This is a genomic window from Terriglobus saanensis SP1PR4 (assembly GCF_000179915.2).
GTDB classification, from domain to species: Bacteria; Acidobacteriota; Terriglobia; order Terriglobales; family Acidobacteriaceae; genus Terriglobus; species Terriglobus saanensis.
Genome location: NC_014963.1, coordinates 627736 through 640232 on the forward strand (window position 1 = coordinate 627736; position 12497 = coordinate 640232).

Sequence of the window (12497 nt, forward strand, 5' to 3'; positions counted from 1 at the left end):
CGGCGAGTGCCGGCGCTCTTTTTGTTTCACGGAAATCGCATCCAATACGGTAAGGACCTACGGACATGGCACGCATTACGATCGCTGAATACTCCGTCTACGACACGCCAGAGCGCGTGGCCGCCGCCGCTGCAAACACCTTTGCCAAGGCCGCCGCGGAAGCCGTCGCCGCCCGAGGAGTCGCCCGCATTGCAATCTCAGGCGGCTCTACACCGAAGCGCATGTTCGCTCTCCTCGCGGATGAATCGCGGCCTTTCCGCGCGCAGGTGGCGTGGGACAAGCTCGAACTCTACTGGGTGGACGAGCGCTGCGTGGCTCCGGACGACGCCGAATCCAACTACCGCATGACGCGCGAGCAGTTGTTGAGCAAGGTGCCATTGCCTGCTGAGAAGATCTTCCGCATGGAAGGCGAGCTCGATCCTGAAGAGGCCGCCTCGCGCTACGAATCTCTCCTGCGCATCAACTGGAAGCTCGAAGGCGCGCAGGCTCCGCAGTTCGACCTTATTCTGCTCGGCATGGGAGACGACGGCCACACCGCTTCGCTCTTCCCGCACACCGACGCCATCAATGAGCTGGGACGTCTGGTTGTTGCAAACCACGTGCCACAGAAGGACACCTGGCGCATCACGCTGACGTGGATCGTCATCAACCACGCGCGGTCTGTCTACTTTCTGATCGAAGGCGGTGCGAAGGCGGATATTCTTCATGAGGTGCTTCTAGGGGATTACGACCCTGAGCGTTTGCCCTCGCAGCTCATTCGTCCGGAGAATGGCAAGCTCCATCTGCTCCTGGATGCGGAAGCGGCACGGCGCTTGCCGAAGGCTTCTGCCACAGACACTTGTGAAACCGGCGTTCTGGAGTTGGTTCGATGATCCTCGCAGGCGATGTCGGCGGAACGAAAGTCCATCTTGCACTTTGTACCTTCAACGAAGGCAAGCTCGTTATCGTGCGCGATCAGAAGTTTCCCGCCACAGAGTTCAAGAGTCTGCAGGATGTTGTCGCTGCCTTTCTTGGTAAGAAAGACGATGCCGAGAAGGTAGAGCACGAGGTCGTCGCTGCCTGCTTCGGTTGTCCAGGCCCCGTGCGCGACGGAAAGATCCAGCTCACGAACCTTCCCTGGAACTTGGATACGCGCGAGCTCTCCAAATTGCTGCAGATCGAACATCTGTTTCTCATCAACGATCTCGAAGCGAATGGCTATGGCATCGCCGAGCTTCCGCCGGAGTCGATCTTCACTCTCTTCGACGGTGACCGTGCCGCCATCGGCCATCGTGCTCTGATCTCCGCTGGTACTGGTCTTGGAGAAGCGCAGCTCATCTGGAACCCTACGAGTCGGCGGTTTCTTCCGCTTGCCTCTGAAGGCGGTCACGCTGACTTCGCCGCGCGCACGCCGCTCGAAATCGAGATGCTGCAGTTCCTCATCCAGAAGATGAATGGCCGCATCTCCTGGGAGCGCGTTATCTCCGGGCTTGGTCTACAGAACATCTACAGCTTTCTCCGCGACGGTAAGAAGATGGAAGAACCGGACTGGCTGCGTGAACGCATGGAGAAAGAAGACCCAAACGCCGTTATCGGCACCTGCGGAGAAGATGGCTCCAGCGAACTCTGCGCGAAGACGCTCGATATCTTCGCGGGTGCCTTCGGCGCTGAAGCCGGAAACTCCGCGCTTAAGCTGCTTGCGGCGGGTGGAGTCTATCTCGGCGGAGGTGTTGCGCCGAAGATCCTCAAGACGATGCAGAATGGAACCTTCCGTCAGGCATTTCTGGACAAGGGGCGTCTCTCGCCGCTACTGCATACCATTCCTGTCCGCATCATCCTGGAGCAGCGCTGCGCTCTCATGGGAGCCGCTGCTTACGCCGAACAGCGGGCCGCGGAGATCTCCGGTCGTTCCGAGCGCGTTGCGTCCAGGTCGGCTGGCTGAGCGTACTTCTTGTGAAGGAAGCACGCATGCATCTGCTCAAGTCTCTTCTCTCCCTGTCCTGCGCGCTTGCGCTTGTCGCTGTGCCGTCCTTTGCACAGCGACTTCCCGCCGGTGTACGGCCAGATCATTACACGCTGCACTTCACGCCGAATCTCACGACGGCGACCTTCAGCGGCGAAGAGTCTATCGATATCCTCCTCGACGCGCCGCAGTCTTCGATTACGCTCAACGCCCTTGAACTGAAGATTACGAGCGTCAAGACGGAATCAGGCGATACAGCTACAGTCTCTTACGATGAGATCAGGCAGCAGGCGACGTTCCTTTTTGCCCAGCCGCTCCCGGCGGGAAAGAACCGCCTGCAAATAGCCTTCAGAGGAATCCTCAATAACCAGCTTCGCGGCTTCTATCTCTCCAAGACCGCCAAGCGAAATTACGCCGTGACGCAGTTTGAATCGACGGACGCCCGCCGCGCGTTTCCATCGTTCGACGAACCCGCGCTCAAAGCTACGTTTGACCTCTCGCTCACCATCGACAAGGGCGACACCGTCATCTCGAACGGCCCGCAGATCGCGGACAAGAGCGACCCCGATCCCGCAAAGCACACACTTACCTTTGCGACCACGCCGCGCATGTCCACCTATCTCGTCGCATTTCAGGTGGGAGACTTTAAATGCTCCAGCGGCAAGTCCGAAGGCACTCCCATCCGTGCCTGTGCTACGCCGGACAAAGTCGGCATGACGAAGTTCGCGGTGAAAGCTGCGGAACACTTTCTGCACTACTACAACAACTACTTCGGCATTCGTTATCCCATGCAAAAACTCGACATGGTCGGCCTTCCGGATTTTGAAGAAGGAGCGATGGAGAACTTTGGCTGCATCACTTATCGCGAAACCGACCTTCTGCTCGACGAGAAATACGCTTCTGTTCCGGCGCTGCGGCGCGTTGCCGTAGTAGTAGCGCACGAGATGGCGCACCAGTGGTTTGGCGACATGGTCACCATGCAGTGGTGGGACAACGTCTGGCTCAACGAGGGCTTTGCGAACTGGATGGAGTCAAAAGCCGTCGGCGAATGGAAGCCTGAACTGATGATGCGGGATGACGAAGCTGTAACGCTCAACAGGACACTCGATCTCGACTCGCAGAGCACAACGCATCCCATCCGTGCACGCGCCGATACGCCCGCAGAGATAGAAGAGATGTTCGACGGCATCTCGTACGGCAAAGGCGGAGCCGTCATCGGCATGGTGGAGCATTACCTGGGGGAAGAGATCTTCCGCCAGGGTGTACATAACTACCTCGCGGCCCACCTCTATGCCAACGCCACGGCGGAGGACTTCTGGAATGCGCAGACCGCAACCAGCCACAAACCCATCGATGCGATCATGTCCAGCTTTGTAGAGCAGCCTGGAGTCCCTCTGCTCGCCTTGGAGAAGGCGAACGCGGGGCAACTCGCCACGACGCAAAGCCGCTTCCTTCTAAGCCCCGGCTCCTTAAACGCAGTGGCAAGTTGGACGGTTCCTCTCTGCCTTAAATCCGGCACATGTCAGATCATCACACCGGCAGTCAACACGGCCACCCTTCCGACAAACAGTCGGACCCTTTATGCCAATGCGGAGGACAAGGGCTACTATCGCACCTCTTACTCGCCCACAGATCTTCCGCTCATCATCGCAGATGCGCCCCAACTCACCGCTCCGGAACGTATTGGCCTGATAGGAAATCAGTGGGCCCTTGTGCGTGCCCGAGAGCTCTCGGTCGGATCGTATCTGGACCTCGTCAAAACTCTTCGCGCAGATGAAGATGCCGCGGCAATTGACACAGCCTTTATCGGCATCGGTTATCTGCAGACTCGGATTGCCAATGAGAGCGAACGCGAAGGCCTGAACGCTGCGATTCGCGCGGAGTATGGACCTGTCTATCGCGCTCTTCCAAAAGCGAAGAAACATGAAGACCCCAATACCAGGGAACGCCGGGCGCAGCTTTTCGCAGTTCTCGGTGCTGCTGGCGAACCGGTCGTCTTGCAGGAGGCAGCGGTTCTCAAGGAGCGCTACTTCCACCATGATGATTCGGTCGATACCTTGCTTGCCACGGAAGCCATTGGCATCGCGGCGCAAAACGGAGATGCAGCGTACTACGACCAAGTGCTTGCCTGGGAGAGAAGCGCGCAGGACCCGCGCTCACGCAGCGCAGCGCTTTTTACACTCACCTACTTCCACAATCCTGCGCTTGTAGACCGGACGCTTAACCTTGCAATCAGCGGTGAAGTGCGAAACCAGGACAGCTATTCTTTGATCACGCGTCTGCTCAATGCTCCTGACACACGTGTGCAGGCCTGGACCTTCCTCAAACAAAACTGGCAAAAAGCAAACGCTACCTTCACAATTTCTTCTGGTCAACGTGTGATCGCTGCGACCGGAGTTTTTTGCTCGAAGACCGATCGCGAAGATGTGGCTCAGTTCTTCTCGGAGCATCCTGTGTCCTCTACGGAACGGACCTTGAAGATCGCGCTCAGCAAGATCGAAGAATGCGCATCCACAAGAGAATCTCAACAGGACGAACTTGAGTTGTGGCTGAAGCAAAACGCGACACGCTGAACCCTAACGCACGCTGGACGAAGTCTCTACCTGACCGTCAGCGTGCAGTAAAAAAGTCGTCGCACCCACCATGTCTGTGCGAAAGGTATGAGATCTTGCAGCTTGCAATCGCTGCAAGATCTCCATCCGTGGATGCCCAAAGCGATTGTCACGACCGTCTGAGATAACCGCATACGCAGGTGCCACTGCGGCAAGAAACGGTGGTGTGGTCGAGGTGCGGCTGCCATGATGCCCAACCTTCAGAACGCTGCTTTTGAGCGGCTGTCCACTCTTCAACATGGCCTCCTCGCTCGGAGCTTCGGCGTCGCCTTCCAGTAGGAACGAAGCCTTTTGCCAGGTGATTCGCATCGCTAACGAGTCATTATTATTTGGCATCGAGCCCGGCGAGTAATTTGCTGCCGGAGACAAGACCTGCACCTGCGTCTGGCCCCAACCGATCGCGTCTCCTGCGTGCAGACGTCTCACATGAATTCCCATATGGGTCGCCTGCTGAAGCAGTGCACGAAACTGCGGTGCGTTGGAGTCCACACTGATCCAGAGTTCACGCGGATGGAAATTTCCCAGTACCGCAGACATACCTCCCATGTGATCGCCATGCGCGTGCGTCAGCACCATGACGTCCAACTGACTTACACCGCGGCTCCACAGGTAGGGTGATACGATTTCTTCGCCCACATCGTAGTGGCTGCTCTGCGCCATCTCGGCGGTGCCTACAGGACCTCCCGCGTCGATGAGCATGGTATGTCCATCGGGAGAAGCAACAAAGATGGAGTCTCCCTGACCTACATCCACAGCGGTCATCTCCAGCCGCTCCGGTGAGAGACGAGGTCGTATAGGCCACAGGATCAGCGCGGCCATAGTTGGCAACAGAACAACTCCTATCCAAGCTGCCTTGCACGATCCTCGTAGCAGCCACACCGTGGCCACCATCAAAATGCAGAACGCAACGACGTGTAACGATGACGGCTCTGCCACTCTCCAGTCGGCTCCATGCGCAAGGCTCACGCGATGAAGAACCGCTGTGACCGCGTGTAACAGCCCCGCCGTGATCACGCCCGCAGGAGCGGCCACTGGTGCCCCTACACACGCAAGAACAAACAGAATCGCAAGGGAGCCCATGAGAAATGGAATCAGAACGATGCAGATGAGATTGGCGGGTAAAGCGAAGGGAGTCAGGCGGTGAAAGTAAATCATCATTGGCAAGGACATTATGAGTTCAGCCATTGCAGAAAACAGCACGAGTTCCAGCAGCCAGGCAGAACCACGGACTACCCGCGCAAGAGCGCGCGCCGCGATTTGTGGGTTGCGAGGAAGAAGTGCGCTGGCGACCATACGCAGGCTTACGCGGAACTGAGCCAGTACCGGGGCAAGATGCGCATCCCATGCGATGACATTGATGGCCCGAGATGCTCTCGCATAGGGCAGAAAGCTGTGCTGTGCCAGTGGAAGGGCGATGCCCGCAATTGCAATCACTGCGAGGATCGTCATCTGAAAGCCCGCCTCGAAAAGGGACGAGGGAGCCACGATCAGCATGCCCAGCGCACTGGCTCCAAGGGCATTCAGCGCATGTCGCTGGCGTGCGAACAACGTTGCGATGAGGAACACCATCGTCATCCAGAGCGCTCGCTGTACCGGTAGTCCAAATCCAGTGAGCACAGCGTAGCCACTCGTGAGGAACATCGTCGCAAGCGTCGCCGTGGTCCGTCCGCAACGTAGCCATAGGAGAAGGGAATAGACTCCCCAGGCAACGAGGCCGACGTGCAGGCCTGCGACAACCAGAAGATGGAACGAGCCTGTCCTCTCGAAGTCCAACCTGGTTCCACGCTGTAACGCGCTTCGATCGCCCAGGAGCATCGCATTGAAGATACCCGCATCGGTCTCGGTGACGCGAAACCATTGTGGCATACGAACATTTACTTTGCTGCGAGCGTAGCGTTCGATGCGCTCCTCGGCCCACTTCCTCATGCGCAATAAACCGCACGCCAACGAGGCGTGGTTCGCATGATGCACAGAGCGAGGAAGCTCACGGCTCGAAGCGCGCACGCCAACGCCTTCGCCTTGCAGATACTCCGGATACTGCCAGACGCCCGGATCGCGAAAACCCTGCGGCAGACGAAGCCGCAATGCAATCCGAAGTTGATCTCCGCAGAGCAGTTCAGGCATGACTGTGTTCTGCATCGTGATGCGAACGACGCCATCCATCGCAACCATTTTGGAGACATCCGGGGTTACGTCTTCGACGGCGCCCATCGCAAGATCGACGACCCATTGATCTTGCGGTATTTTACGTGATGCGGAGATTTCCTGATCCGGAGCCATCTCGACACCGCCGATTTCTTCGTCCGCTACTTCATTGCTCCGTAGACGCCGGATGTTTTGAACGGTTCCATCCACATCCCGACGTAAGCCGTCCGCATACTTTTGAAGACCTGTCTGTGGCTGCGGTCTCATTTCCAGTGAGGCGCAGGTCCAGCCAAGTGCGATCCACGCCACTCCGAGCGCAAGCAGGCGTACATGACTCGGGCGAGACGAGCAGAACCAGGCAATAGTAACAAGCAGACAGGTACATGCGACTCGAAGCGCTGCAGTCTGCCATCGCGAGATCAGTAGCCGGTCAGATGTAATCCCCGTGGCGAAGCATAACGCCGCGAAGAACAAAGGATGCGTGCGGAAGACGAGAGAGTCGAGCGCGGAAAATCGAGCGGGATGACCGACATACTTCTTGTGATGAGGTGATGCCTCCGCGTCCTGCACGTCGATCCAGCGCTCCCAGGTAGTCATGCAAGACTCGCCTAGCGCTGAAGGACCGTCACAGTTTCCATGTGATAGGTCTGCGGAAACAAATCGACCAGATGAAGCTCAGCGAGGCGATAGCCGGAGTTTAGCAGCTTTCGCAGATCGCGCGAAAGCGTTTCTGGATCGCAGGAGACGTACACGATCTCCTTTGCTTCTACCTTCGCAATCAGACCACAGAGTTCTTCACCAAGACCTGCACGCGGAGGATCCACGACGATCAGATCCGGCTTGCGCATCGCTGTGGAGGCAACCCGTTTACGCAGGAAGCCGACGCATGTCTCCCGCACCGCTTGATGGCTCGAGTGTGCAACGAAGTCACGCAGACTTCCGAAGGCCCGCTCTGCTACTTCGACTGCGATCACCTGTTGGAACCGGTCGACGAGCGCCTGCGTAAATAGTCCAGCTCCTGCGAACAGGTCCCATGCAAGACCGCCCTGTCGTTCGCCAAGCGCAAGCTCAACCAGTTCCTGGACCAAATATCGATTGACCTGAAAGAACCCTCCACGCGCGATGGCGTGCGTATACTTCCGTCCCAGCGCATCTACCTTGTAGAGCAGCTTCGGTTCACCCCACGCAACGATCTCAATCTCTTCCGCCTGTTCTGCAGGCACACCGCGCTTCGACGTTTTGGTGCTCGCAGTCACAGGCCGAACGAAGAGGCCCGCTCCACTTAGCTCCGGGACAGAAACGCGGATCGCATCACAGAGTTTACGAAACTGCTTTGGACTCTCGCGTTCCATCTCTTCCATCGCGGCGTTCAGCGAGAGTGACAGCTGCACCGTCTGCTCGCTGGCATCGCAAAAGAACTCAACCTCGCGTGACTGCGCGGGTACAAGCTGCGAAGAAGCAACAAACGCCTGCGCGGCTCTCCATAACAGCGGCGCAGCAATGGGACACTCACGCGCTTCCATGAAAACGCGCGATCCGCGCATGACATATCCAACGCGCCATCGACCTTCAAAAGAATCCAATCGCAGACGAATGCGGTTGCGATAGCCCCATGGCTCCGCAGAGTGCGTCTGTAATTTTTCAGGAACCGGAACACCGTTGCGCTCCAGCATCGTGCGGAGAATGGTCTCTTTGATCCTGAGTTGCTCTTCGTACGATGCTTGCTGATACTGGCATCCACCGCAGACGCCAAAGTGCATGCACCCCGGAGCTACGCGCTGCGCTGAAGGCTCCAGCACACTTTGGATGCGCCCTTCTTCGCTAGTCTCAGAGCGCGGCGCAAGCAGGATCTCTTCTTCCGGAAGCGTGAAAGGAATATAGACAGAACGGCCTTCGACGCGGGCTAGACCTGCGCCACCGTAGACCATCTTCTCGATGCGCACACGTGCGGAGCCGTTCATCCCTGGCTCATGTAGAAAAGACTCAACCTCGGCAAGGCATTCTCTTCGAGCAGCTTCTTCTGCAAAAACTGATCCTGAATCTGGCGAATCTGCGCACCCTGCATCTTGCCGCGATACGGTGCGAGTTCGCGCGCGGCCTGCTCCTGCAGACGCAGGAGATCGTCTTCGTCCGCAGTCAGCTTCAGCGCGGAGAAGATTCTCTCTTCCATCGACGTGAGGGTCAGCTCTACGCTTTCGATCTGGCTTGCGTCTCCTGTGCGCACCTGCTCCGCGAGCGCGCGCAGCTTGGCCGCAGAGGCCCGCAGCGTCTCACCGGTGACGCCATCCATGAGGATCTCATCGAGTATCTGTGCGTTCTTTTCGAGATAAGCTGCAATGCGGTGCGCTTCGAAACCGCTCTCCTGGGCTACTGTTTCTTCTGTCGAAGATGACGCGCCAATGGCAGCCTCACTCATCGCTTCCGCCGCCTGCATCACGCTCTGCGCGCACCATGCCAGACCATTGATCTTCTTCGAACGTGCACTCGCCTGTGCGCGCTTTGCATCCTGCTTATCGAAAGCATCGTCGATGCCGCGCAGCACGGCCTCTACCGGTATCCCCGATTCACGCCAGATCTCAATCAGCGCCCAATCGAGCGTGGAGAGGAGCAGCAGCGAACCGCGTCGTTGCTGAAACCGTTCTTCGATCTCGGTAAAGTAGTTGAAGTAATTCAACGGAGATTCCTATATCTTCGCAGTCGGTTGTGGAACGGAGGAAGCACGGCGTCGGCTTCGTTCCAGGTTGCGGTCAAGATTTCGTTCATGGATCAAACGAAGGCCGTCGAGCGTCAACATCTCATCGACCACTTCAATGTACTTCGACCCACCGGCAATGAGCTTTGCCAATCCACCCGTAGCTACAGCCTTTACCTTGCCACCTATCTCCGTAATCAGCCGCTCCAGGATTCCATCCACCAGCCCGATGTATCCGTAGTACAGGCCAATCTGGATGTTGTCCGTAGTACTTGTTCCGATGATCTTCGAGGGACGCTTGATATCCACGCGGGTCAGACGTGCCGCGCTGTCGAAGAGCGCATCGGCCGAGATGCCAAGTCCGGGTGCGATCGCGCCACCAAGAAACTCGCCCTTCGGAGAAACCACATCGAAGGTCGTTGCCGTGCCCATGTCGACTACGACGCAAGGGCCGCCATATTTTTCAAAGGCAGCAATGCAGTTCACAATGCGGTCCGCGCCGACCTCTGCCGGATTGTCCGTCAGCACTGGAAGTCCCGTCTTCACCCCCGGTTCGACGAAGAGCGGACGCAGTTTGAAAAAGCGGTCGCAAACGTGTCGCAACATGGAATCGACGGGTGGCACTACAGAGGCGATCACAATCGCTTCCACCACGGACAGCTCCAGACCATGCAGAGCAAACATGCTGCGCATCTGCACGCCAAGCTCGTCGATCGTGGTGTGCTTCGGCGTGGTCAATCTCCAGAAATGAATTGGCGGATTTCGCTCTGCGGTGCTGAGGTCGTATAGCCCCATCACGGTATTAGAGTTGCCTACATCGATTGCTAACAACATGCGTGTCATTCCGGTCCCACCTCCCGAACGCCACCATGCCGGGGCGTTCGTATTGCTCCATTGGCCAATCTCACGCGAAGAAATCCCCGCTCATCCAGACCATCGGTCACGCCAGTATATCCCTCGTCTTCGTCCACCTTAACCCTCTTTCCGAGGGCCCAGCCGCTCTTCGATGTAAATCTGCGCAGAATCTCCTCGGGGTCTTGTACCAGCAAAATCATCTCCTGCGATAGTGCATGTAGCAGAGAAACCAGCACCTCTTCCCGGCGAACCGATCGTCCCGTGATCATACGGGCGGAGGTGGCAGAGGCAGCGATCTCCGCAGGCATTTCGATGTGATTCAGATTCAAGCCAATACCGATCACCGCGTAGCGCAGTTGTCCCTCAACGCTTACACCCGTTTCTGTGAGCAATCCACCCATCTTCTTGCTGAATGCTCCCGGTTGAGGAACCACAATATCATTGGGCCATCTCAGATCGACATGGAAACCGCAGCTTTGTTCCAAAGTGGTCTGCACAGCGAGTCCCGCGGCCAGCGAGATCTTCAGAGCATGGGAGACAGAAAGCTCGGGTCGAAGCAGCGCGCTGACATAAAGTCCCGCGCCTGCTTCGGAGTGCCAGGCATGGCCACCTCGACCTCGTCCCGCAGTCTGTCGATCAGCGACACAAACCGTGCCTGCGGCAGCGTCTTGCTGTGCTTGTTCGACGAGGTAGGTATTCGTGGAAGAGATTTCTTCAAAGTGGAGCACACGACCGCCCGCCGCGCGACAAAACGCGGTGCCAGCCAGTGCTGCATCCAGAGCCTCGAGGTCCATCACGCTCAATAGACTTCCGACGTGATACGCATGCTGATGTCCGCGGCCATGGCGGAACGTGTAAGCGCGCCCACCGAAACAAAATCGACACCTGTTGCGGCATAGTCGCGCACCGTATCCAGGCTCAGATGGTCCGCAGCCTCCAGCTTCACCTTGGGACTCTTAGCGCGCGCAGTCTTCACGGCCTTGGCGACCTGAGAAGGCGTCATCTCTACCAGAAGCAGAGCCTCAGCGCCAGCGTCCATCGCCTCTTCCACCTCGGCGATCGATCGAACTTCAATCTCCACAATCTGCCCGGCTTTTTTCCCCTTCAGGGCAAGCTCGATCGCAAGTGTGATGCCTCCGGCCAGGGCAATGTGGCTGCTCTTGATCAGAATGCCGTCCTGCAGGTCCTGCCGGTGGTTCTGTCCGCCACCACAGCAGACGGCGTACTTGTCCAGCACGCGCAGGCCGGGAATCGTCTTGCGGGTATCGAGTACCTTGGCCTTCGTCCCCTTGGTCTCTTTCACGAAATCATTGGTCAATGTGGCGATACCACTCATACGCTGCAGCAGATTCAGGATCACGCGCTCGCAGCTCAAAATGGCGCGAGCGTTATGACGGATGACGGCAATGGTCTTTCCGCTCTTGACGCGGACACCGTCGAAGATCTCGGCATGACTCACTACTTCGAACCGGCCTGCGGACTTGCGTCCGGACTGGGTCAACATGTGGTTGAAAACGTCAAAAGTCGCGATGATCGCACCCAAACCTGCGATCACGCACTCCTGGCGCGTAATTACCGTGGCGGAGGCCCGCACCTCCGCGCCCACGGTCAGGGCGGTGGTAATGTCTTGCATTGCCTTGTCTTCCAGAAGCGCGGCTTCCAGAATTGCCGCCACTTTCTTGCTCTTCCACTCCATTGTCCCGCCATCCTTGCCGTGCGTCTGGCATCCAATAGACACCAGCCATCCGCACCGTACCGCTGTAGGATGCTTCCACACCCCCGGGAGAGTCAATGCCGCTTTCACATCAGTTCGCCATGCTCGCTCTGCTCGCGCTCCCGATCGCGTGCATCGCATGGACGGTCACCCATGAAGAGATCTTTCGCGAACCGCGCGAGTTCTGCAAGCGGTGCAGCGAAACCAGGACCCATTTCCTGGTGAGAAAGTTTTTTTATCTCTTTACCTGCGAATACTGCTTCAGCCACTACGTCACGGCGGCTATTCTCATCCTCACCCGCTTCCAACTGCTCTACAGCGGTTGGCGAGGATACTTCCTCGCGGAGTTTGCCCTCGTCTTCCTGGCAAACATCTATATGAGCTTCTACAACCGCCTGCGGCTCGATATCAAACACGAGAACGTCGTCATCGCGAACGAAGAAAAAGCGCAGGAAGAGATTGAAACGAAGTAGCAGGGGTTGTGCACAAGATCATGCACAACCCCCATTTTTTCTGCTTTTGCTCTAAACCAGCAAC

The 12497-nt window shown here is 57.5% G+C and carries 10 protein-coding genes; 4 read left to right on the forward strand and 6 right to left on the reverse strand.

The window, feature by feature from the left end; translation table 11 throughout:
* The first annotated feature begins 65 nt into the window (after positions 1-65).
* Genes pgl through ACIPR4_RS02565 form a run of 3 tightly spaced genes read left to right on the forward strand, consistent with a single transcriptional unit; the run spans position 66 to position 4515 of the window.
* Entirely contained in the window at positions 66-872 is an 807-nt protein-coding gene (pgl, locus tag ACIPR4_RS02555; protein ID WP_013567084.1) for a 6-phosphogluconolactonase, read from the forward strand.
* Positions 869-1921, forward strand: a complete 1053-nt coding sequence (gene glk, locus ACIPR4_RS02560; protein ID WP_013567085.1) for a glucokinase — start codon at positions 869-871, stop codon at positions 1919-1921. Before pgl ends, glk begins: the two co-directional genes overlap by 4 nt.
* A 26-nt stretch (positions 1922-1947) precedes the next feature.
* A complete protein-coding gene (locus tag ACIPR4_RS02565) occupies positions 1948-4515 on the forward strand; it encodes a M1 family metallopeptidase (RefSeq protein WP_013567086.1) in 2568 nt (855 codons plus the stop codon).
* Positions 4516-4518: 3 nt separating this feature from the next.
* On the opposite strand, the gene ACIPR4_RS02570 is transcribed toward ACIPR4_RS02565, so the two are convergent.
* The 6 genes from ACIPR4_RS02570 to nadC are packed head-to-tail and all read right to left on the reverse strand — an operon-like array spanning position 4519 to position 11984.
* Complete coding sequence (locus tag ACIPR4_RS02570; protein ID WP_013567087.1) at positions 4519-7296, reverse strand: ComEC/Rec2 family competence protein; 2778 nt, start codon at positions 7294-7296, stop codon at positions 4519-4521.
* Positions 7297-7307: 11 nt separating this feature from the next.
* On the reverse strand, positions 7308-8660 hold the full coding sequence (gene rlmD, locus ACIPR4_RS02575; protein WP_013567088.1) for a 23S rRNA (uracil(1939)-C(5))-methyltransferase RlmD: 1353 nt from the start codon (positions 8658-8660) through the stop codon (positions 7308-7310).
* On the reverse strand, positions 8657-9373 hold the full coding sequence (locus ACIPR4_RS02580) for a hypothetical protein (protein ID WP_013567089.1): 717 nt from the start codon (positions 9371-9373) through the stop codon (positions 8657-8659). Before ACIPR4_RS02580 ends, rlmD begins: the two co-directional genes overlap by 4 nt.
* Positions 9374-9382: 9 nt before the next feature.
* Entirely contained in the window at positions 9383-10225 is an 843-nt protein-coding gene (locus ACIPR4_RS02585; RefSeq protein WP_041586350.1) for a type III pantothenate kinase, read from the reverse strand.
* A gap of 5 nt (positions 10226-10230) precedes the next feature.
* Positions 10231-11040, reverse strand: a complete 810-nt coding sequence (locus ACIPR4_RS02590; RefSeq protein WP_013567091.1) for a biotin--[acetyl-CoA-carboxylase] ligase — start codon at positions 11038-11040, stop codon at positions 10231-10233.
* A 5-nt stretch (positions 11041-11045) separates the two neighbouring features.
* Complete coding sequence (nadC, locus tag ACIPR4_RS02595) at positions 11046-11984, reverse strand: carboxylating nicotinate-nucleotide diphosphorylase (protein WP_342612308.1); 939 nt, start codon at positions 11982-11984, stop codon at positions 11046-11048.
* A gap of 53 nt (positions 11985-12037) precedes the next feature.
* On the opposite strand from nadC, the gene ACIPR4_RS02600 reads away from it, so the two are divergent.
* A complete protein-coding gene (locus ACIPR4_RS02600) occupies positions 12038-12433 on the forward strand; it encodes a hypothetical protein (RefSeq protein WP_013567093.1) in 396 nt (131 codons plus the stop codon).
* The last annotated feature ends 64 nt before the right edge of the window (positions 12434-12497 follow it).

Bases quoted from the DNA above. Each gene is read 5' to 3' on its own strand.
- pgl (WP_013567084.1), top strand. From the start codon at position 66: ATGGCACGCATTACGATCGCTGAATACTCCGTCTACGACACGCCAGAG.
- glk (WP_013567085.1), top strand. From the start codon at position 869: ATGATCCTCGCAGGCGATGTCGGCGGAACGAAAGTCCATCTTGCACTT.
- ACIPR4_RS02565 (WP_013567086.1), top strand. From the start codon at position 1,948: ATGCATCTGCTCAAGTCTCTTCTCTCCCTGTCCTGCGCGCTTGCGCTT.
- ACIPR4_RS02570 (WP_013567087.1), bottom strand. From the start codon at position 7,296: ATGACTACCTGGGAGCGCTGGATCGACGTGCAGGACGCGGAGGCATCA.
- rlmD (WP_013567088.1), bottom strand. From the start codon at position 8,660: ATGAACGGCTCCGCACGTGTGCGCATCGAGAAGATGGTCTACGGTGGC.
- ACIPR4_RS02585 (WP_041586350.1), bottom strand. From the start codon at position 10,225: ATGTTGTTAGCAATCGATGTAGGCAACTCTAATACCGTGATGGGGCTA.
- ACIPR4_RS02590 (WP_013567091.1), bottom strand. From the start codon at position 11,040: ATGGACCTCGAGGCTCTGGATGCAGCACTGGCTGGCACCGCGTTTTGT.
- ACIPR4_RS02600 (WP_013567093.1), top strand. From the start codon at position 12,038: ATGCCGCTTTCACATCAGTTCGCCATGCTCGCTCTGCTCGCGCTCCCG.